Annotated in this window: 22 protein-coding genes, 2 tRNA genes and 1 rRNA gene; 21 read left to right on the forward strand and 4 right to left on the reverse strand. The window is 35.5% G+C overall.

Annotated elements, in window-relative coordinates; translation table 11 throughout:
* Positions 1-156: 156 nt before the first annotated feature.
* The 5 genes from BN3326_RS14000 (at position 157) to BN3326_RS14020 (ending at position 4,318) form a co-directional block, all read left to right on the forward strand.
* The gene (locus BN3326_RS14000; RefSeq protein ID WP_069999870.1) at positions 157-1,101 is read left to right on the forward strand and encodes an ROK family protein; all 945 of its coding nucleotides are present in this window, start codon (positions 157-159) and stop codon (positions 1,099-1,101) included.
* A gap of 81 nt (positions 1,102-1,182) precedes the next feature.
* Positions 1,183-2,535 (forward strand): phosphoglucosamine mutase, encoded by a 1,353-nt coding sequence (glmM, locus tag BN3326_RS14005; RefSeq protein WP_069999871.1) that lies wholly within the window; start codon positions 1,183-1,185, stop codon positions 2,533-2,535.
* An 89-nt stretch (positions 2,536-2,624) separates the two neighbouring features.
* Positions 2,625-2,939: a DUF3892 domain-containing protein gene (locus BN3326_RS14010; protein WP_083258729.1), complete on the forward strand. Its 315-nt coding sequence runs from the start codon at positions 2,625-2,627 to the stop codon at positions 2,937-2,939.
* A 189-nt stretch (positions 2,940-3,128) separates the two neighbouring features.
* Positions 3,129-3,485 (forward strand): hypothetical protein, encoded by a 357-nt coding sequence (locus BN3326_RS14015; protein ID WP_069999872.1) that lies wholly within the window; start codon positions 3,129-3,131, stop codon positions 3,483-3,485.
* A 521-nt stretch (positions 3,486-4,006) separates the two neighbouring features.
* Positions 4,007-4,318 (forward strand): hypothetical protein, encoded by a 312-nt coding sequence (locus BN3326_RS14020; RefSeq protein ID WP_069999873.1) that lies wholly within the window; start codon positions 4,007-4,009, stop codon positions 4,316-4,318.
* Positions 4,319-4,362: 44 nt separating this feature from the next.
* Here the strand turns inward: BN3326_RS14020 and feoB are convergent, their stop codons facing one another.
* Together feoB and BN3326_RS14030 are read right to left on the reverse strand one after the other, a co-directional pair.
* A complete protein-coding gene (gene feoB / locus BN3326_RS14025) occupies positions 4,363-6,366 on the reverse strand; it encodes a ferrous iron transport protein B (protein WP_069999874.1) in 2,004 nt (667 codons plus the stop codon).
* A gap of 16 nt (positions 6,367-6,382) precedes the next feature.
* On the reverse strand, positions 6,383-6,607 hold the full coding sequence (locus BN3326_RS14030) for a FeoA family protein (RefSeq protein ID WP_069999875.1): 225 nt from the start codon (positions 6,605-6,607) through the stop codon (positions 6,383-6,385).
* Positions 6,608-6,785: 178 nt separating this feature from the next.
* On the opposite strand from BN3326_RS14030, the gene BN3326_RS14035 reads away from it, so the two are divergent.
* The 9 genes from BN3326_RS14035 to BN3326_RS14075 all read left to right on the forward strand — a co-directional run bounded on the left by BN3326_RS14035 (position 6,786) and on the right by BN3326_RS14075 (position 14,567).
* On the forward strand, positions 6,786-7,700 hold the full coding sequence (locus BN3326_RS14035) for a ribonuclease Z (protein WP_069999876.1): 915 nt from the start codon (positions 6,786-6,788) through the stop codon (positions 7,698-7,700).
* A 21-nt stretch (positions 7,701-7,721) separates the two neighbouring features.
* Entirely contained in the window at positions 7,722-8,282 is a 561-nt protein-coding gene (locus BN3326_RS14040; RefSeq protein WP_069999877.1) for a DUF6715 family protein, read from the forward strand.
* Positions 8,275-9,291 carry a tRNA (adenosine(37)-N6)-threonylcarbamoyltransferase complex transferase subunit TsaD gene (gene tsaD / locus BN3326_RS14045; RefSeq protein ID WP_141722929.1) on the forward strand — a complete coding sequence of 339 codons (1,017 nt, stop codon included), beginning with the start codon at positions 8,275-8,277 and terminating at the stop codon, positions 9,289-9,291. The genes BN3326_RS14040 and tsaD overlap by 8 nt, the downstream gene beginning before the upstream one ends.
* Before the next feature lie 20 nt (positions 9,292-9,311).
* Positions 9,312-10,370: a PIN/TRAM domain-containing protein gene (locus BN3326_RS14050; RefSeq protein ID WP_069999879.1), complete on the forward strand. Its 1,059-nt coding sequence runs from the start codon at positions 9,312-9,314 to the stop codon at positions 10,368-10,370.
* 45 nt (positions 10,371-10,415) lie between these two features.
* Positions 10,416-10,778 (forward strand): VanZ family protein, encoded by a 363-nt coding sequence (locus BN3326_RS14055; protein WP_069999880.1) that lies wholly within the window; start codon positions 10,416-10,418, stop codon positions 10,776-10,778.
* A gap of 99 nt (positions 10,779-10,877) precedes the next feature.
* Positions 10,878-11,321, forward strand: a complete 444-nt coding sequence (locus BN3326_RS14060) for an N-acetyltransferase (RefSeq protein WP_069999881.1) — start codon at positions 10,878-10,880, stop codon at positions 11,319-11,321.
* A 244-nt stretch (positions 11,322-11,565) separates the two neighbouring features.
* The gene (locus tag BN3326_RS14065) at positions 11,566-13,242 is read left to right on the forward strand and encodes a 2-oxoacid:acceptor oxidoreductase subunit alpha (protein ID WP_069999882.1); all 1,677 of its coding nucleotides are present in this window, start codon (positions 11,566-11,568) and stop codon (positions 13,240-13,242) included.
* On the forward strand, positions 13,243-14,106 hold the full coding sequence (locus BN3326_RS14070) for a 2-oxoacid:ferredoxin oxidoreductase subunit beta (protein WP_069999883.1): 864 nt from the start codon (positions 13,243-13,245) through the stop codon (positions 14,104-14,106).
* A gap of 140 nt (positions 14,107-14,246) precedes the next feature.
* Positions 14,247-14,567, forward strand: coding sequence for a DUF1540 domain-containing protein (locus tag BN3326_RS14075; protein WP_069999884.1), 321 nt, complete (start codon positions 14,247-14,249; stop codon positions 14,565-14,567).
* Between the two features lie 112 nt (positions 14,568-14,679).
* Here BN3326_RS14075 and BN3326_RS14080 read toward each other — a convergent pair whose 3' ends face one another.
* On the reverse strand, positions 14,680-15,324 hold the full coding sequence (locus BN3326_RS14080; RefSeq protein ID WP_242876006.1) for a class I SAM-dependent methyltransferase: 645 nt from the start codon (positions 15,322-15,324) through the stop codon (positions 14,680-14,682).
* A gap of 219 nt (positions 15,325-15,543) precedes the next feature.
* Between BN3326_RS14080 and BN3326_RS14085 the strand changes: the two genes are divergently transcribed.
* The 3 genes from BN3326_RS14085 (at position 15,544) to amrS (ending at position 18,799) form a co-directional block, all read left to right on the forward strand.
* A complete protein-coding gene (locus BN3326_RS14085; protein ID WP_069999885.1) occupies positions 15,544-16,431 on the forward strand; it encodes a LysR family transcriptional regulator in 888 nt (295 codons plus the stop codon).
* A gap of 90 nt (positions 16,432-16,521) precedes the next feature.
* On the forward strand, positions 16,522-17,928 hold the full coding sequence (amrA, locus tag BN3326_RS14090; protein ID WP_069999886.1) for an AmmeMemoRadiSam system protein A: 1,407 nt from the start codon (positions 16,522-16,524) through the stop codon (positions 17,926-17,928).
* 16 nt (positions 17,929-17,944) lie between these two features.
* A complete protein-coding gene (gene amrS, locus BN3326_RS14095; protein WP_069999887.1) occupies positions 17,945-18,799 on the forward strand; it encodes an AmmeMemoRadiSam system radical SAM enzyme in 855 nt (284 codons plus the stop codon).
* Between the two features lie 79 nt (positions 18,800-18,878).
* Here the strand turns inward: amrS and BN3326_RS14100 are convergent, their stop codons facing one another.
* Positions 18,879-20,198, reverse strand: a complete 1,320-nt coding sequence (locus BN3326_RS14100) for an APC family permease (RefSeq protein WP_069999888.1) — start codon at positions 20,196-20,198, stop codon at positions 18,879-18,881.
* 207 nt (positions 20,199-20,405) lie between these two features.
* On the opposite strand from BN3326_RS14100, the gene ispD reads away from it, so the two are divergent.
* The 4 genes from ispD to BN3326_RS14120 all read left to right on the forward strand — a co-directional run.
* Entirely contained in the window at positions 20,406-21,101 is a 696-nt protein-coding gene (gene ispD, locus BN3326_RS14105) for a 2-C-methyl-D-erythritol 4-phosphate cytidylyltransferase (RefSeq protein WP_069999889.1), read from the forward strand.
* A 214-nt stretch (positions 21,102-21,315) separates the two neighbouring features.
* Positions 21,316-21,403, forward strand: a tRNA-Ser gene (locus BN3326_RS14110).
* Between the two features lie 42 nt (positions 21,404-21,445).
* Positions 21,446-21,537: transfer RNA gene (locus BN3326_RS14115), tRNA-Ser, on the forward strand.
* A gap of 221 nt (positions 21,538-21,758) precedes the next feature.
* Positions 21,759-21,878, forward strand: a 16S ribosomal RNA gene (locus tag BN3326_RS14120); the annotation flags it as partial.

Here is a 21,878-nt window from a genome sequence, read left to right on the forward strand (position 1 = left end):
ACTTATTTTTTTGTCTAAAATCATAAAAAATAGAACAATAAAACACCAAAATACATAGGGACAAATAGAAGAATATGTATTAAAATATAAAGCAGGGAGGATCATAAGCTTATAGAGAAGATGATCCTATAAAAATAATTAAAAGGAGCTCATGGGATGAAATATATAGGTGTAGATTTAGGCGGAACAAATATTGTAGTAGGTTTAGTAGACGAAGAGGGAAATATTATTAAATCACACAATAGGCCTACTTTAAAAGAGCGTACGATCGAAGAAATATTTAATGATATTATAGAAATGTGTGAAATGCTTATAAGTGAGTTTCAATTAAATAGTGAAAATCTTCAAGGCGTTGGTATCGGTTCCCCTGGATTAATAGATAGTAAAAACGGTATTATTGTTTATGCGAACAATTTAAAAGTGAAAGACTTTGATGCAGTCAGCTATATAAATAGTCGAATAGGTTATAAAGCATGTATAGCTAATGATGCAGATTGTGCAGCTCTGGGAGAAGTAGTAGCAGGAGCGGCAAAAGGATGCAGTGATGCAATGATCTTTACACTTGGAACAGGTGTTGGGGGTGGAATCATTATAAATGGTAAGATCTTCAGTGGCTATTTCCCAGGCGGTGCAGAAATAGGTCATCAAATTATTGTAAAGGATGGGAAACTTTGCAGCTGCGGTAATAAAGGTTGTTTAGAGTCTTATGCCTCAGCAACAGGGCTTATTAATCTTGCAAAAGAAAAAGCCGAAGCACATAAAGAATCAGAACTTTATAAGTTAGTAGACGGGGATATGAGTAAAATGAATGCGAAAATTCCTTTTGATGCAGCACAAATGGGAGACCAGGTTGGAATAGAAGTAATAGATGAGTATATAGCTTACTTAGCAATTGGCATCGCCAATGCTGTAAATGTGTTTAAGCCACAAGTTATACTGCTAGGAGGAGGCGTTTCGAAGCAAGAAGATAACCTCGTTATACCGCTTACTGAAAAAGTAAAAGAGAATATCTTCGGAGGGGATTTTAAAACGCAGATTAAAACAGCAAAGCTTGGAAATGATGCAGGCCTCATAGGGGCAGCTATGTTATGTGCAGATTAAAACATTGTAAGCAGTTGGAAATCCGTTTATAATTATAATGTGTAAAGTAAAAACAACTTAAAGGAAGTGAAGGAAACTAAGATGGGAAAATTATTTGGAACAGATGGTGTACGTGGCGTTGCAAATACGGAGCTTACAGGTAAATTAGCTTTTCAAGTAGGGCAAGCTGGCGCCTATGTTTTAACCAAAGAAACTAAAAAGCAGCCCAAAATTATTGTTGCCCGAGATACGCGCATATCAGGAACAATGTTGGAAGCAGCTCTTGTAGCAGGAATATGTTCAGTTGGTGCTAAAGCAATATCTATAGGGGTTGTGCCAACACCAGCCGTATCTTATTTAACAAGAGAACTTGGAGCAGATGCAGGCGTTATGATCTCAGCATCTCATAATCCTTTAGAATTTAATGGCATTAAATTTTTTAATTCAGAAGGCTATAAGCTGCGTGATGAGTTAGAAGATGAAATAGAAAATCTTATTCTAACAAGAAGTGATAATATTCCTCTGCCAACAGGAGAAGAAGTAGGAACGTGGGATATGGATCATGATGTTATAGGAAAATATATTGATTTTGTATGTAGTACGATTCCAGGAGATTTAAAGGGCCTTAAGGTACTTATAGACTGTGCTAATGGGGCAGCATTTGAGGTAGCCCCTATTGCACTTAAGCGGTTGGGTGCGGATGTGGAAGTTATTCATTATAAGCCAAATGGTGTCAATATCAATAGGCTTTGTGGTTCAACACATATGGAAGATCTTCAAAATCAAGTTGTTGGTCGTGGTATGGAGGTAGGTATTGCTTTTGATGGTGATGCGGACCGCTGCCTTGCTGTAGACGAAAATGGAGAGATGATTGACGGTGATCAAATACTCAGCATCATTGGTCTTGATATGAAAAAAGGTGGCAGATTAAAGAGAGATACCATTGTGGCAACTGTAATGAGTAATTTAGGTCTTAGTGTAATGAGTAAAGAACAAGATATTAACCTTATTCAGACTAGAGTAGGGGATAGATATGTTCTAGAAAAAATGCTTAAACATAACTATAATCTAGGGGGAGAACAATCAGGCCATGTTATTTTGTTAGATTATAATACTACTGGAGATGGACTAGTTACAGCTATTCAGCTTCTATATGTGATGAAAAAGACCGGCAAGTCTTTATCAGAGCTTAAAAGATGTATGGATGTTTTTCCACAAGTTCTTATTAATGCGCATGTGAAAAATGAAAATAAACATGCTTATCTTGAAGATTTAGAGATTCAAGAGGCAATTGAAGCTTTAGAAGAAAAGTTTAAAGGAGAAGGAAGAGTCCTTATAAGACCATCAGGAACAGAACCGCTGGTTAGGGTTATGATAGAAGGTAAGGATAAAGAGATTATAGAAGAAGAGGCTAAAAAATTAGCAAGTTTTATAGAAGAAAAATTAGGACAATAAATAAACTATGTTTTTATTATTTCTGCATATAAATCCTCCTTATATAAAATACTAATTTTAAGGTATAAAATTTATAAGGAGTGATAATATTGAAGAATGAAAATCAAAACACCTTTAATTCAGGTATTCTTCCCCATAATATTAACCAAGTTGTATCAAAAGGCGGGGCAGATGCAAAACAAATAACAAAGTTCATTAAGCAGGATAATAAGGTTATAGGCTATGTTTTATCTTCAGGAGAAAAAGTAACAGTTCAAGAAGCTATTTTGCTTGCAAAAGAAGGCGAGCTTTCAAATGTTGGCGTATCTGTATCTAAGAGTGGCAATGAATATATCAGGTCTTTGCCAGATGACGATGAATCTAATAACCTAAACAATCTGCCTTCTATTACAGAAATGGAATAATGTGTTATCAAAAAAGTAGTTCTAAAACGAATGTTTAGCACTACTTTTTTGCATATAAATAGCTGTTAAATAAAATACTAGTTATATATATTGAAATCTTATTAAGGAGTGAACGTATGTATAATCAATTTGATAATATAATAAGGAATCTCCCAGAAGAGATTAATAAGAAAGTTTGGAGGGGAAGATATGTGTAAGATAAAAGAAGTCTTTTCTAAAACCTTTGAACCTTGGCATATAACTATTGATGAAGCAGATGTTTTTATAGGAAATAATAAAGCTATACCTAAGGCGGGGTGGACTATTAAATTTGTAGTAGAGGAAGATGAAAGAGGTATGTTTTTGGAATATTATGGAATACATACCAGAAATGGGCATGCACATGTGCGTATTTATAATGATGGCAGAGAGGAAAAATTAGATGTATTACAGGAGTATATAGCCTATAGCCCTAGTATTCCGGGGGATCGCGAGCGAGGAACAATTGAATTTAGAACGTATAATCAAAAAGTACTTAGCGAATTAAAGGAAAAACAGCTTATATAATTTAAGCGCCAATATACAAAAGATTCCACTCAAGCTTATAAAATAACTTGAGTGGGATCTTTTTATATACAGATAGTGCATAAAAAAGAAGCGATAGGGAGTCTATCGCTTTAAAACATTACCATATGCATATCTATCTATTAATATTGGGGTTTGTGAGACAATTTAATGGGGAGGAATCATAATTATCTCTAAATTATTATAACCAAAGCTTATAAAATTATGCCAAAAATTTAAGATCCTTCATATCTTCTATTAAATATGAGGCATTAAAAGTTAGAGTGGTTAATATAATACTACTAGGACTAGCATTTAAAGGCGGCTGATTAAAAAGAAGGTATGAGCAGATAGGCATTACATAAAATTTACCTATATACTTATATAGGACAAACGCTTATAATAAAGGCAGGGATTACGCCTAGTCTAGAGGTGTTATCAGGACTTTATAGAAGAAGTCATAAGACAACCTTGTATAGGTTACAAGTTAGAAACCGTAAATTATGCGGAGGGGGTGGCCGGGATTGAATAATCACAAGACAGCGGGGGTAGAGGATGAGGATAAAATCTTCTGTAATTGTTGTGGTAAGGAGATTGCTAAAACCGCAATTGTTGACACACATACGGACTATTTGCATATTGAAAAATCATGGGGATACTTTTCTTCTAAAGACTTAACAACGCATTCATTTAATATTTGCGAAAAATGTTATGATAATTGGATAGAGAGTTTTATCGTTCCAGTTGAAGACGTTTATATAGAAGATGTATATTTTTATTCAGAAGAAGAATTAAAGTTATTAAACGAAGCTTACCACGCTGAATTATGTAAATAAATAAGAGCATAACAAAAAAACACTTAAGTTTAAGTGTTTTTTTGTTATGCTCTTATTAAAAGGCCTAGGTTCATTATTATAAAAGAAACAAGCCAAGCAATCACTACTTGGTAAGCTGCTGAAAATGCAACCCATCTATAGCTATTCGTTTCTCGTTTGACAGCGCCCAAAGTACCTATGCAAGGCACGTATAAAAGTGTAAAAACTAAGAAGCTATAGGCGCTTAGAGGTGTAAAAGTATTTGTAAGAGCAGCTTGGAAGCCACTGAGATGATCACTGCCACCAAGTCCATAGACAATAGCCATATTAGAAACGACAATTTCTTTTCCTACAATACCTGCAATAAGGGACAATGCAGCCTGCCAGTTGCCAAAGCCAAGAGGCGCAAAAATAGGAGCAATTGCTTTTCCTATCATAGCACCAAGGCTACTAGTCATTTCACTTGGACCGTTGAAGTTAAAGTTAAGGATAAACCATAATACAACAGATGCGACAAAAATAATTGTTCCAGCTTTAATCAAAAACCCTTGTACCTTCTCCCAGACTTGACTTGCAATATGTCTAAATGAAGGCATATGGTAAGAGGGGAGTTCCATGATAAAGGGGATACCATCCGATTTAAAGAGTGTTTTTTTAAAGATAAAAGCAACTAAAGTAGCAACTATAATGCCAAGAAAATAAAGAGAAAAAATAACAACTGCTTCTTTCCCTGGGAAAAACGCAGAGGCGAACAATGTAAAAATAGGCAGCCTTGCACTGCAAGAGAAAAATGGATTAATTAAAATAGAGGTGAAACGATCTTCTTCGTTTTCTATGGTACGGGTACCCATAATAGCAGGCACATTACATCCAAATCCAAGCAGCATAGGGATAATAGATTTACCATTTAATCCGATTTTCTTCATTAGCTCATCCATAATAAAGGCGACTCTTGCCATATAACCTGTATCTTCTAAAATAGTCAGCGCAATGAATAAACATGCAATATTTGGTAAAAATGTAAGTACGCCAAAAACACCACTAAGAATACCATCCACTATAAGAGCCTTCAGTCCTGGTGTTACACCTAGAATAACAAGTAGGCCTGCACAAGATTCAGTAATATAACTAAAAACTATCTCTAGAACACCAGCTAAAGGATTGCCAACTAAGTTAAAAGTAAAGTAGAAAATGATAAACATAACAGCAACAAAAATAGGTATACCCAGCCATTTACTTGTTACAATCTGATCAATTTTATATGTAACAGAAGGCGCTGTAGATAAAGTAACTGTCGTGGTTTTTGAAATGATATCAGCGATAGATTCATACTTTTTATCTGTTATAAATGGCCGTATATGTTCGGATATAACATTTTGTGTGTAATCAGCAATTTGAACTTGCAATTCCTTTGGTAATAAACTCAAAATACCCATATCACCTTCAAGTATCTTAAGGGCAATCCATCTTGGTGAAACATTTAAAGATACGTCTTTAAGTAAGTGTGTAATATGAGTTATGCGGCTCTCTATGAGGCCGGAATATAAAATTTTATATGTAGGGATTAAGCGGCTATGTAGAGGATGTGTTAACTGATCTAGTAGCTCGTTAATGCCAGTTTTTTTAGAAGCTATAATAGGAACGATGGGGATACCAAGTAAAGAAGATAGCTTTATAATATCAATATGTATCCCTTTTTCAGCTGCCATATCCATCATATTCAACGCTAGAACTACAGGTTTGCCAAGTTCTAAAAGCTGCAGGGTAAGATATAAATTTCTTTCTAAATTAGAAGCATCTACTAGATTTAAAATAACATCAGGATTTTCTGCAACAATATAATCACGTGCAATACTTTCATCAAGAGAAAAAGCTGATAGACTATAAGTTCCAGGTAAGTCTACAAGGTTAATTTCAGTATTTTTATAGGTGAATAATGACTCTTTTTTTTCAACAGTTACGCCCGCCCAGTTCCCGACCGTATATCTTGAACCAGTGAGTTCATTAAATAACGTAGTTTTTCCTATATTAGGGTTTCCGGCTAAAGCGATTGTAATACGCCTGTTCATACGAACCTCCAAGTTTTTATGCAATCAAGATATATTTAGCATCTTCTTTACGAACGCACAAACTATATCCTTTGAATGAAATTTGAATAGGATTTCCAAGAGGTGCTAGTTTTTCAATATAAACAGAAGTGCCTTTTACAAGTCCCATATCCATAAAACGTTGTTTCATAGGAAATGGTGCCGTAATATTAGCAATGATGCCAGTTGAACCAATTGGTAGGTCACACAATGTTTTTGACATATTTAAGTCCCCCGAAATACTTTATAAATTCACTATTAGTATAGCTTAAATGAGAATAATTGTCAATAAAGACTAGGGAGCAATTTTAAAATAAACTTACTTTGGATAAAGTAGGGGATAGGATTGTAACAATGACTATAAAAGGCTATAATAAAAGCATATAGAAAGGAAAGTGAATATGTTAGATGTTTGTTTGTTAGGAACAGGTGGTATGCTTCCGCTGCCTGAGAGGTATTTAACATCTCTTTTAGCAAGATATAATGGAAGAAAACTTTTGATAGATTGCGGAGAAGGCACTCAAGTGACCATGCGGATGCTTGGATGGGGATATAAAACAATTGATATTATATGTTTAACACATTATCATGGCGATCATGTAACGGGCCTTCCGGGGCTTCTTCTCACAATTGGTAATTCAGGCAGAAAAGAACCCTTAACTATCATTGGCCCTCCTGGACTCAAAAAGATAGTAGATGGACTTACTTGTATCTGCAGAGATATTGCGTTTGAACTGGTACTCATGGAGCTTCCTTATGAAAAACAAAGTATTCAGATAGGTGAATTTTGGATAAGTATCCTTCCAGTTCCGCATAATGTCAGGTGCTTTGCTTATACGATTGAGAATAAAAGAAATCCTAAGTTTATTGTAGAAAAAGCAAAGCAGAATAATGTTCCTCAGAAATATTGGAAAAAGTTGCAGCAAGGACAGACCATTACGCTTGAGCAAGTAGTTTATACGCCGGACATGGTACTGGGAGATGCACGAAAAGGTTTAAAAGTGTCTTACTGTACAGATTGCAGGCCGATTAGTGAACTAGAAGAGTTCATAGAAGGTGCAGATTTATTTGTTTGTGAAGCGATGTATATACAAGATGAGTATTTGGATCAGGTTAAAAAACATAAACACATGTTAGGAAGTGAAGCAGCTAGGCTTGCGAGTGTGTCCAACGTTAAAAAATTATGGCTTACACATTTTAGCCCGGCGTTAATAGGCCCTTATATTAATATAGAAGGTATTAAAGAAATATTTGCAAATACAGTCGCTGGATATGATAGAATGACTACTACATTAGAATTTGAAGAAGAATGCTAAGATAAGAAGCGGGGGATAGATATGAAGAAGATGTTGTTGGTATTATTTATGATCGCCTTATGTGCCTCTTTTTTCTTTATAGTAAGTAATCGCAAGTCAGATTTAAGTCGAGAAAGCCGAAATATAGATATACTCAGTGAACTTCAAAAGGACCGTAACAACATAGCGGAAAATTATCCTGGTTCACCCAAAGAACTCATTGAACTGCATAATAAAATTATGAGTTATTTGTATAGCCAAAAAATGCAGGACGAGTATGTAGACCTTTATAGTGATACCATAAGAAATCTATATAGTGAGGATATTCTATCATTAAACAGCAAAGAAAGTCAGGCAGAGACTATTTTACTGGAAAAAGAAGAAAATCAAATTAAAATGGTTAAGCTCTTAGAAAGTAAAATTGAGGAAGTGATCTACTTAGATAATGAGAATATGGCACAAGTTAAAGTGCTTTATTATATTAATAGTGGTGATATCACCAGAATATATAGTCTAGAAAACACATCTGAGGGATGGAAAATTACTGGTTGGAATGATTCGCAAATAGATAGTAAAGAGTTGGAGGCGTATAAAGATGAATAACATAAAAGTACTGGCTATTGAGACTTCTTGTGATGAGACAGCAGCAGCAGTGGTACAAAATGGCAGGGAAGTTTTATCTAATATTATTTCTACTCAAATAGACCTGCATGAAAAATACGGTGGAGTAGTACCGGAGATTGCTTCAAGGATGCATGTAGAAAAAATAAATTTAGTTATTAATGAAGCATTAGAAGCAGCTGAAGTCTCTTTAGATGAGATAGACGTAATAGGCGTAACGTATGGGCCAGGCTTAGTGGGAGCGTTACTTGTAGGGGTGGTTGCAGCTAAAGCGATAGCTTTTGCAAAAGATAAGCCCTTAGTTCCAGTACATCATATAGAGGGGCATATTGCTGCTAATTACATTGCACATCCAGAGCTTAAGCCACCTTTTGTATGTCTGGTAGTATCAGGTGGACATACACATCTTATAATGGTTAAAGATTATACAAGTTATGAGATTATAGGCAGAACAAGGGATGATGCAGCTGGCGAGGCTTATGATAAAGTAGCAAGAGCAATAGGGCTATCTTATCCGGGCGGACCCAAGGTAGACAAGCTTGCGAAAGAAGGGAATAAAGATGCAATTAAATTCCCAAGGGCAATGCTCGACGTGGGATATGACTTTAGTTTTAGTGGGGTAAAATCAGCTGTACTTAACTATATTAATGGCTGTAATATGAAAAATGAAACGCTTAATACAGAAGATGTAGCAGCAGCATTTCAGTCAAGTGTAGTGGATGTACTGGTTACAAAATCAATTCAGTTAGCGAAAGAAAAGCAAATCAATAAAGTTGCACTTGCAGGAGGGGTAGCAGCAAATAAGGGACTTAGAGCGGCAATGCTTGAGGCCTGTCAAGATAATGGTATTACCCTATATTACCCGGAAATACTACTTTGTACAGATAATGCAGCAATGATAGGCTGTGCAGCTTATTATGAATATTTAGATGGAAAGAGAGCTGGGATGGATCTTAATGCTGTGCCAAATCTGCCTCTTGGTAAAAAATAATATCCGAAAAGGAGGACAAAATGAAAAAGATTATAAGAATCTTATTTTCAGGACTAATAGCAGGGATTATTGGACTTGGAATTACTGAAATGGAAAACATGAAAGTTATACCAAGTCAAGTGAGCGGCATACTTAATAATTTATATGTTAATAAAGAACTTATTGTATTTATAATTGTTTTTGCACTTATGTTTTTTACATTAAGTATTCCAGTAGCTCATATTGTCTATGTTAAATTGGAGAAAGCATTAAATAAATATCCTATGCAGGAAATTCTGATGTATATTAGTGGTCTGACCATTGGTCTGGCAGTTGCTAATCTTGTAAGTACAGCATTCATAGTGGATAAGACTAAAGAAATAACGCAAGTGTTCGTTGTGCTGCTCTATTTAGGCCTTGGCTGTTTTGGTATTTATCTCGTGCATCTCAAGAAAGAAGAAATTAAAGGGTGGACGAGTAAAAAGGGAGAAATATTATCTCAATCTCACCCCAAGATCTTAGATACCAGTGTTATTATTGACGGAAGAATTTTAGATATTATGATGACAGGATTTATAGAAGGGAAAGTCATTATACCTTCTTTTGTACTGGATGAGTTAAGGCATATAGCGGATTCTTCTGACTCACTTAAAAGAAACAGAGGAAGAAGAGGGCTTGATATATTAAATGAGATTAAGGGAATAAAAGATATTCCCGTTGAAGTGTTAGATATTGATTATAGTGATTTAGATGAAGTAGATAGTAAACTATTAAAATTAGCTAAGCAAATTCAAGGCAAAGTAGTCACTAATGATTTTAATCTTAATAAAGTAGCCAAACTTCAAAAAGTTCAAATTCTTAATATCAATGATTTAGCAAATGCAGTCAAACCAATACTGCTTCCAAATGAAGAAATGACAGTTACTATTGTCAAAGAAGGTAAAGAACAAGAACAAGGGCTTGCTTATTTGAGTGATGGTACTATGATAGTCGTAGAAGGCGGCAAAAAATATGTAGGATCTACAATTGGCATTATAGTGAGTACAGTGCTTCAGACGTCGGCAGGCAGAATGATCTTTGCTAAGGTGCTTAAAGCTTAGAGGGTACTAAATTTATGGAGAAAGATAGAAATTAAGGAGAGCAGAATGAGGATTATAAAATATTACAAGTTAACGCTGGCTTCGACAATATTTATTCTAATTGGAATACTTATGCCTGGGGGAGCAGTACCACATCCAGGGATACCAGGGCTTGATAAGTTAGTTCACTTCGGTATGTTTGCTGTATTGACCTTTTGTTTTTACTTTGAGTACAACAGGTATAAGAAGAAGCTGCCTGATTTTATTTATGCCCTGATAGGGATATCAGCCTTTGGTCTTCTAACAGAAGTTTTGCAGCTTTTTGCAGACGCTAGATCTTTTGAATTTAGGGATTTAGCGGCAGATATATTAGGGGTAGTGGCTGCGAGTTGGTTGTTTAGAATGATTAGAAAAAATTATAAGTATTAATAGAAGCTACTGATTTAAAATAATATTTTATTGAATAAGGAATAAAAATGTGTAGTATAGCGATTAAGTTTTTAAATTAAAAATAAGAGGCAATTTATTATGATAAGAAGAATAAAAACAAATGAACATGAAGTCGATAGAATTATGGAGATTTGGAAAGAAGCAACTATTGAAGCGCACAAATTTATATCAGAAGAATATTGGTTAAAAAGTTATAAAATTGTTAAAGAAAAGTATCTGCCACTTGCTGAAACTTATGTGTATTCTGAGGGCAGTGAAATAAAAGGATTTATTAGTATATTGAGTGGAGCATATATAGGCGCATTGTTTGTGGTTAGAGACGCTCAGGGAGATGGAATTGGAAGGAAATTAATTGAATATGTCAAGGGGAAATATGAGACGTTAACATTAGCAGTCTATAAAGAAAATAAAAAAGCTGTTCATTTCTATAAAAAAGTTGGATTTGTTTTTAAACATGAGCAGCTAAATGAAGAAACCAATGAACCAGAATATATTATGTCTTTTAAAAGTAGTATTTTATAAATGTAAGGAGTTCTGCAAATAACCTTAAAACATACAGGGGTATTTGGAACTCCTTTTTTATTTTTGAAAATGTATGTAGTTAAAGCATATATTTTTAACAATGTCCAAGTTATGTGTTTAAGAATAGCTAAAAGAAAAAATTAATTTGGGATAAACTAAGCCTCTTGTGGAATACATTTTATTATATACGTAGGATACTTGTAATACGTATTGTGTATTAAAATCTTCTAAGTGGGGTGTTGGGATGAAATATAATGTTTTAATTGGAGGGGCTGCAGGTCAAGGAATGGATACTCTCAGTATATTAATAGAAAAATTATTAAAGCGTAAGGGTTATTTTATTCATTCTCATAAGGACTATATGTCGAGAATTCGCGGTGGCCATAATTTTATTCAAATTAGATTTGGCACAGAATATATAAACTCACATTGGCCAGCTTTAGATGTTATTATTGCACTAGATAAAGAGACTGCCAAGTTGCATGTAGAGAGACTTAGTGAAGGGGGTGTGATTATATGCGATGAAGCTATAGAAATAAATAACAACAAGTTAATACATATCCCCATGGCAAAGTTTGCAAAAGAGACTAATAATCAAAGAGCGGCAGGATCAGTAGCAGCGGGTGCATTACTTAAACTTTTTGGAGAATCAGTTGATGGCGTGATGGAAATATTTAATGAAAAATTTGATAAAGAGACAGCAGAGTCTAATTTTAAGGCTTTTAAAAAAGGTTTTGATTACGTCCAAAAGAAGTTTGAGCTTGATAAGCCAGAAAAAGACAATCATATTCTTATTAATGCAAATAGTGCCATTGCGCTTGGAGCACTGGCGGGTGGAGTAGGGTTTTATGCGTCCTATCCTATGACGCCAGCAACAAGTATTATGACAGAACTTTCTAAGCGGCAGGGTGATGCTAAGATAGTAGTTGAACAAGTAGAAGATGAGATTTCAGCCATTAATATGGTTTTAGGTGCTTCCTATGCGGGGGTAAGATCGATGACTGGGACTTCTGGAGGCGGCTACGCTCTTATGGTAGAAGCGATGAGTCTTCAAGGGATCACTGAAATACCAATTGTTGTCGTTGATTCTCAAAGACCAGGGCCTGCAACGGGGCTTCCCACCCGTACAGAACAAGGAGACTTGGACTTTGTAATGTTCTCAGGACATGGAGAATATCCTAAGATGGTGCTTGCAGTAAAAAATGCAGAAGATGCTTTTTACCAAACGGCAAGAGCTTTGAATATTGCGGATAAATATCAGATACAGGTTATTATACTTACCGATGAATATCTGGCTGATGCAACACAAACAATACCACCTTATGACTTTAATAGAGTAAGTATTGATAGGTATTTTGCAAGTAAAGAGACATTGGGGGATGATACTTATAAGCGGTATCAGCGAGCTGAGAGCGGCGTTTCTTCTAGAATTATACCTGGGAAAATAGATGGCGCTGTAGTCCTTATAGATAGTGATGAGCACAATGAATATGGACATATAACTGAATCTGCGGAAGTACGTACAGCGATGATGAATAAACGGATGAAAAAACTTAAGTTAATACAATCTGAGATGGAGGAACCGGATTATTTTGGATCTGAGACGCCAGAAATTTTGCTTATAGGATGGGGGTCTATGTATGGCCCTATAAGAGAAGCCACACAGCTGCTTCAAAAAGAAAACATCTCAGTTGGAGCGCTTGTTTTTGGAGATATATACCCGCTTCCAATCAAACTATTAAAAAAATATTCGGAGCATGCAAAAAAACTAATCAATATTGAGATGAATTATAAAGGACAGCTTGCAAGACTCATAAGACAAGAGACAGGTATTTTTATGGATCATAGCCTATTAAATTATGACGGCAGGCAGATGTGTGCGCATACAGTGTACACAAGAGTAAAAAAGGAGGTGCTGTAAATGTTAGATATAAAGATATATGATTCACAAGATGAAGTGTCTTGGTGCCCAGGCTGCGGAAATCATAGTATTCTTCCAGCACTCAAACAAACACTTGCAGAACTTGAACTAAAACCCCATCAAGTCGTTATAGTTTCTGGCATAGGTCAGGCAGCTAAAACCCCTCATTATATTAATGCTAATGGGTTTAATGGACTGCATGGCAGAGCTGTTCCCCCGGCTCAGGGAATAAAGATAGCCAATAAGGATTTGAAGGTCATTATACACTCAGGTGATGGTGATACTTATGGGGAGGGAGGCAATCATCTTATCCATGGGGTGAGAAGAAATGTTGATATTACACATGTTGTACACTTAAATCAAATATATGGCCTGACCAAGGGGCAGGCATCGCCTACTACTGCAAAAGGTCAAAAGACTAGTATGCAGTTCGATGGCAATAAAATGGAACCTTTACAAACGCTGCTGCTTGCAATTGCTGCTGGCTGTGGATTTGTTGCAAGATCTTTTTCAGGAGATAAAGAGCATCTTGTGAATATTTTAAAAGAAGCTATTAACTACAAAGGCTACGCTCTCATCGATGTGCTTCAGCCTTGCGTTGTATTTAATCATATTAATAATTTTAGATGGTATAAGGATAGGGTTTATCGTTTAGACACCTCAGACTACGATCCAACCAATAAAATAGAAGCAATGAAGAAAGCTATGGAGTGGGGAGATCATGGCATACCCATAGGTGTGCTTTACCGAGAAGAGAAAGATACTTTTATGGATAAAATAAGTTACTTAAAAGAAGGGGATGCCCTAGTAGATAGAAAGTGGGAGCCAAAAGAAGCCGAAAAATATATGGAAGACTTCAGATAATTATAAAGTCGCAGCGTTTAAGTAGCTTTATAGTTTGGACTTCATATATTTATAGGAGTTTAATTATAGGAGAGTAAGTATAAAATAAATCTAGCTAAGTTATAATAACGTGTATGTAGTAAGAAAAGGAGGAGAATAAAATGCCTAGAATAAACTGCAGCGTACGTTCATGTTATTATAATCAAGAAAAAATATGTGGTGCTCATGTCCTTAATATAGGAGGAATTGGTGCACAAATAACAGAAGCAACTTGTTGTGAAACCTACCAGGAACAGTCAGAGTTTAGTAATTTAGCCCACGAGGAAGTATCTAAAGGAGAAACAGATGTTATTTTGTGTGAAGTTAATACGTGTGCGTATCATGCAAAGAGACATTGTACATTGCAAGAGATAGAAGTGGGGAGCTTAAAGGAAGCAGAGCACTACAGTGAAACAGATTGCTTAAGTTTTGAACGAAAATGAAAATGCTTAGATTTTTTGTCTATTGATATCTAAAAAATATTAAAGAAGGAAGTCACATGGATGACTTCCTTCTTTAATAATATACGACTACAAGTATATATAATGCTGTTTATTATATCTTTACGCCGCAAGCTATAAAAATGCTAATACACGCCTCCTCATTATGGCTTAGGGAGCTGGCACAGCAATTCTCACCAATGCAGTTTACCCATACTTCATTTAATCCTGCAGATAAGAACCACTCTTGAACTGAACTGCGCTCAAATCCCATCCAACGATCTTGGTGTTCTTCTCTAAGGAAGTGAAAGTTATGGGCATCTAAATCAGTAAGGATTAGTTTACCGCCTGATTTAAGAATTCTGACCATTTCTAAAATAGCTTTTCTAGGAGTCTTAACATGATGTAAATACATATTAGCAAAAACGTAATCTGCTTTATTATCAGCTATAGGAAGCTTTTCTGATTCGCCAACGAGGCAATCAATATTGGCATTATAATTAAATTTTTTATCTAATTCTTCAAGCATTGCTAAAGATTGATCAACAGCAATAACCTGGGCGCCCAGGCCAAGTAAGCCTCCTGTCATAAAGCCAGTTCCAGCACCAACATCTACTGCTAATGTTCCAGGTTGAATATTGGATAGAGAGAATACTTTATCCCTTAAAGCTTCAGAGAAAAACCCCTGTCTCATTTGGTCCCAACTGCTTGCTATCTGGTCAAAATAGTTTTTACTGTTCTTTTTAATATTATTTTTCACTATTTATCACACCCTTTCCTAAAATCTTTTCCTATATAGAATGACTTACCTAACTTTTCGCCAAGTGACCAACATCCACTTTTCCTGTGAATAAGACAAATCCTCCTTTTTTATGTACTCTTGCTTATTCGTTAAACAAATTGTATCATGAAAGAAAAAACGTTGCAGACGATAGTTTTGATTAAATCAATCGTTTTTTTTGATGGGAGGATAATTAAGATGGAGTTACAACAATTAAAAACCTTTCGCATTGTTGCCGAGGCCCATAGTTTTACCAAGGCATCAGAGCTTCTTAATTACGCACAGTCAAGTATTAGTGCTCAAATACGTTTGCTGGAAGAAGAATTGCAAGTAAAACTTTTTGAAAGAATAGGGCGAAGAATTTTTTTAACAAAACCTGGGGAAAAACTATTAGCATATGCCGAGCAGATTTTAAAGCTTGAAGAGGAAGCAAAAGCTGTTATAACAGGATCAGATCTTCCGAAAGGAACGTTAATTATCGGAGCGCCAGAATCGATTTGTATCTATCGTCTGCCAAAAATTCTACAGGAGTATCGCAGACGGTACCCTGAGGTGGAGATTGTTTTAAAGCTTGGAAGTTGTGCTGATATTTTTAACTGGGCGAGGAATAATGTAGTAGACATAGCGCTTTTAATGGACAATCGAATAACAATTAAGGATCTTGTTATTGAGAGCTTAAAACCAGAAAACATAACGCTTGTTGTGGCGATGAATCATCCTCTAAGTGATCATGAGCATATTAGTCCAAGTGACCTAGAAGGAGAACATTTGATTCTTATTGAAAAAGATGCTTGCTATCGCTGTTTATTCGAAGGACAACTTGCACAGGCGGAAGTTCAGTTAGGTTCAACTTTAGAAATAGGTAGCATTGAGACGATAAAAAAATGTGTGATCAGCGGACTTGGTATTTCACTGTTGCCGCAGATGACAGTGGAACAAGAACTCTCAGCAGGAACTTTGAAGAATTTACATTGGACAGGATCGGATTTCGACATATTTACTTTAATGATTTACCATAAGGATAAGTGGCTTTCACCCGCCATGGAGGTTTTTATGGAATTAACTAGAAAATTACTTAAAGGATAAGAAGTGTGTGCTGTTTTTAAGAATTTAATCTTTAAAAAAGGTAAGACTAATTAAGAGATTGCGTGTAAAGATGATAGAGAGGTGAGTGTTTTGAGTTTACAAGGTTTTTATTTGATGCCCCATCCGCCTATTGTACTTCCAGAAGTAGGAAAAGGTGAGGAACAAAAGATTAGCTGTACCAGTATGAGTTTACAAGCTATAGGAAAAGAAATTGCACAGAAAGCACCTGCTACGATAATACTTGTCACACCGCATGGGACAATGTTTCAAAATGCTATTGCACTCAGCTATGAGGAGGAAATAGGTGGAGATCTCAAAAAGTTTGGGGCATCTGAGGTTGCTATGAAACTTGAGATAAATAAAATCCTAACCCATAAAATCTATGAACTTGCAAGTGCAGAAGATATCCCAGTTGTACTAGCTACAGATTCTCTTTTAAGGGAGTATAAAAGTTCGGTCTTTTTAGACCATGGGACGATGGTGCCGCTATACTTTATTAACACATACTATAAGACCTATAAACTTGTACACATTACTTATGCAACGCTCGGTGATATAGATTTGTATCGGTTTGGAATGGTTATTCAAAAAGCTTGTGAAGCGTTAAAGGAAGAGGCGGTTTTGATTGCAAGCGGAGATTTATCTCATAAGCTAAAAGAAGAAGGTCCCTATGAATACAGCCCTTTTGGTGAGAAGTTTGATACAGAATTTGTTCGCCATTTACAAGAGGGAAATGTAATGGGGGTTTTTGGCATGGATAAGGAGCTCATATGCAATGCCGGAGAGTGCGGCAGGCGCTCTATAGCCATTTTATTAGGAACTCTTGAAGGAAGAAGATTTCAGGGAGAACTTTTAAGTTACGAGGGAACTTTTGGCGTAGGTTATGGTGTGATGAAGATGAATGTTGTGGCAGAAGATGCTTCTAAGCTCAGAGAGTTAGAAGCAGTGAAAAACGGAAATTATGAAAAAAAGCAAAATCAAAGGGATCCTTATGTAAGACTCGCCAGAGAAAGTCTTACATCTTATTTAAACTTAGATAAAGTTCAAGAGAAGCTTCCAAATTATATCACAGATGAAATGAAAAGTATGAAGAGAGGGGTTTTTGTATCTCTAAAAAAGCATGGGGAACTGCGTGGGTGCATCGGAACTATATTTCCAACAACGGAAAATATTGCAGAAGAGATTAGGCGCAATGCCATACAAGCAGGGGTGCATGATCCTAGGTTTAATCAAGTAGAAAAAGAGGAACTTTTAGAGATTGGTTTTTCAGTGGATGTTTTAACAGAACCGGAGAATTGTTCTAAAGAAGAGCTAAACGCTAGGGAATACGGTGTTATTGTACGAAGCCGTGGTAAAACAGGGGTGCTGCTTCCAAATTTAGAAGGGGTTAATACGGTAGAAAAACAATTAGAGATTGCTTTAGAGAAAGCAGGGATAAAGCCTTATGAGGAATATATGTTGCAAAGATTCCAAGTGATACGTCATAAAGAGGAGTAACTAGAGGATAACTAAGATGAAAACAGAGGCATTATTTTATGAAAAACGTAAAGATAAAATACACTGTTACTTATGTCCTCATCATTGTATCATTGAAAAAGGACAGTTTGGAAAGTGCAGGGTAAGAACTCATGAAAACGATCAACTTTTTACTATTAATTATGGAGAGATCACTTCTATCTCTTTAGATCCTATAGAAAAAAAGCCGCTCCATTATTTTAGATCAGGAACTCAGATTTTATCTGTAGGAAGCTTTGGGTGCAACTTCACTTGCGATTTTTGTCAGAACTATAGCGTTTCTCAATATAAAGCCAAAAGTGATTTTGTGCCTAAAGAAAACTTAGTAGAGACAATAATTACAACTAAAGAAAATACAGGTATTGCTTTTACTTACAATGAGCCAAGTATCTGGTATGAATATGTTTATGATTGTGCAAAGCTTTTAAAAGAAACAGATCCAAGTAAAGCTGTAGTCATTGTAAGTAATGGCTATATAAGTGAAGCGCCGTTAAAAAAACTTCTTCCTTATGTAGACGCCATGAATATTGATTTAAAAAGTTTCAATGCTAAATATTATAAACGTCTTTGTGGGGGAAGTTTAAATCCAGTTCTAAAAACTATTGAGATAGCTGCAAAAGCTTGTCATGTTGAAGTCACAACATTATTGGTAAGCGGAGAAAACGACACGTTAGAAGAAGTAGGAGAAATCGCAAAGTTTTTAAACAGTGTGAGTTATGAAATACCTTTGCATCTTTCGAGATATTTTCCTAGATATAAACTTGAAAATCCTCCTACTGATCTAGTCTTTATGAAACAAGCAGAGGATGCAGCAAGAAAGTATCTAAGCAAAGTAAGTTTGGGAAATATTTAGAAGAAAAACATCTAAAAAAATGAACTGCCCCATCTCACATAGACAGGGGGCAGTTCGTTTATCGAATATAATTAAGAAACTACTTGTTTGTTCTTTTCCAAAAGGCGAAAGCTGCTAAAACAACTAAGCCACATAAAAGGGCATATAGCCAGAATAGTGAGCTTCTCATACCTACTATGAGTATAATAAGAGAACCTAGTGTAGCAAATACAGGATTTGCTTTACTGCGCCAAAAACCTTTTATTTCGCCAGAAAGGCCGTATCTAAATACCTGAATGTATAGAATAACATAACCTACATAGTTTAGTGTAATAGATATTTCTGATATATCAGAGTTAGGAAGTAGATTATTTTTTTGAGTTACATAATGTACTATAAACCAAAATAAAACAATAGCTAAGGTCACGAGAGATGATACAACTGGAATGCCAAGCTGCTTATTTACCGTACTAACTTTACTAGAATAAGGAAACATATTTCTTATAGCAAGGGCATAGGGCATGCGAGTCAGTCCCATAATAAGACCATTGACAGTACCCATGACAGAAATAACAACAAACACTAAAATAAGTTTAGCACCAAAAGAACCAAAAAGTTGATTTGCCGCAAGGTCAACGTGCGCATCACCCATGCTCATTAAATTATCTGTACCTATTAATACGCTTATCCCCACAAAATATAAAATATAGATTACTAGAATAAGTAAAGGGGAAAAAATAAGTGCAAGAGGAATATTTTTTTTCGCATCCTTAACCTCGTGGGAAATAGAAGTAGCAACAATCCAGCCATCAAATGCAAAAATAATAGGAATAATTGCAGCGATCCATCCTGTAGAACTCATATTAGAAACATCACCTTGTGATAAACTGCTAGGATTTCCAAACACTAATCCTAAGATGCCTATGAGAATAAGAGGGATAAGTTTTATAATAGTAGACGCGTTTTGAAAGTACCCGCCAAGTCTTGATGAAACTAAGTTAGTTATATAAAGAACACCAAGAACTCCAAGTCCTATCAACGTCTGCATTTCTAGAGTTCCTTCTATATTAAAAAGAATACAAATATAGATGCCAGCTACCCAAGAGATAACAGCTGTAAGCGTAGGATAGTATAAAAAGGTATGAAACCATCCAAAAGCACAGGCAACTGAAGGATTATAACAATCTTCAGCATAGGTAATAATGCCGCCTGCTTTGTCATTGCGAGCAGCAAGCTCTGCGATTGTTAGACTTCCAAAAATAATACTAATGGCGGCAATACAAAAGACTAAGACACCTAAGACAATGCTGCCTCCAGTAGCGACTAAAATATTATCACTTTTAAAGAATATGCCTGATCCGATAACTACCCCAACAATCATGGCGATGCAAGTAAAAAGTCCGTACTTATTTTTTGTCATATATTCGTTCTCCTTAAATAAAAATGTATAGTATAAATATGTGCAAATTACTCTAAAACATACTTAGAGCTTATTCTACATTATCATAATTAGAAAGATTTGGATATACTTTTAGCAAATCAATCTGTTAATTGTGTATAAATAATGATAAACTATTAGAACAAGTTTATAAGTGCATAAATTTACAAGGTATAAGGGGAAAAATACATGGATAAGGTATCGGTAGTTATAGTGGCTGGTGGAAGCGGTAAACGCATGGGACTAGCCATAAAGAAACAATATATTTTATTAAAAGAAAAGGAAATTTTAGCACATACTATAGAAGCATTTGAAAATTGTGAGTTTATAAATGAGATAATTCTGGTCGTAGCGGAAGAAGATATAGACTATGTGCAGGAAAATATAGTTATACGCTATGATCTCAATAAAGTTAAAAAGATAGCAGCAGGAGGCAGTGAAAGACAGGATTCTGTATATAATGGATTACTTAAAGTAGATAGAGATACAAACTATGTTATGATTCATGATGGAGCCCGTCCTTTTATTTCAAAAAAAGTAATACTTAATTGCCTTAAAAAGGCAAAGGAAACTGGAGCCAGCATTGTAGCTGTTCCTGTAAAAGATACAATCAAAATATGTGATACAAAAACGCATCAAGTAGAGCAAACACCTAACAGAGATACTCTGTGGGCTGTACAGACACCGCAAATTTTTTCTTTTGAGTTATTAATGAAGGCTTATCAACATGCTAAGGCTAATCATTTACAAGTAACAGATGATAGTATGATTGTAGAAGCACTTGGAAAAGAGGTGTATATTACACAAGGAGAATATACAAATATAAAGGTGACAACAGCAGAAGATCTCATTATTGCAGAAGCTATTTTAAATGAATTTAGATGATGATAAGTGATTAAACTACAAAAACATAAAGAATGTAGGAAATTTAAAAAAACTGAAAAAAAGTGTTGACCTATGACAAATGCTATGGTATATTAAATAAGCACTACGGCGGGCAACAAAAACTTGCTTCTTAAATAGAAAAAAGTTATTGACAAGCTGAAAAGTGTAGTATAAAATATATTAGGTCGGCGCAAGCTAACTAATATTATAGTGTGGAGAGATGGTCGAGTTGGTTTAAGGCACCGGTCTTGAAAACCGGCGAACGTGAGAGCGTTCCGTGGGTTCGAATCCCACTCTCTCCGTTTTTTAATCTGAGAAAGCTTAAAAAAGTGGAGAAGCACTAAGGAGAAGTACCCAAGTGGTCGAAGGGGCTCCCCTGGAAAGGGAGTAGGTCGTTAGTAGCGGCGCGAGGGTTCGAATCCCTCCTTCTCCGCCAATTTAGCTCAAAGGGTTAAAAAAGTTTGAACTTTGAAAATAAAATAGTAACCATAAAACCAGTCGATTCAATAGAACTTTATACAAAGTTCATAGAGCTTCACATAGAAACTTATACTAAGTTTCATTGCAAGTTCGAATCAAGTGCTTAAAGAATAGTAATGTTCTTTAAAAGTACAAGTAATTAAGTCAAATACAACGTAACAGTTGTAGGGCAAACTTTTATATGAGAGTTTGATCCTGGCTCAGGATGAACGCTGGCGGCGTGCTTAACACATGCAAGTCGAACGGACTAAGAGAGCTTGCTCTCTTAGTTAGTGGCGGACGGGTGAGTAACGCGTG

It is taken from the genome of Cellulosilyticum sp. I15G10I2, from assembly GCF_900095725.1.
Lineage (GTDB): Bacteria > Bacillota > Clostridia > Lachnospirales > Cellulosilyticaceae > FMMP01.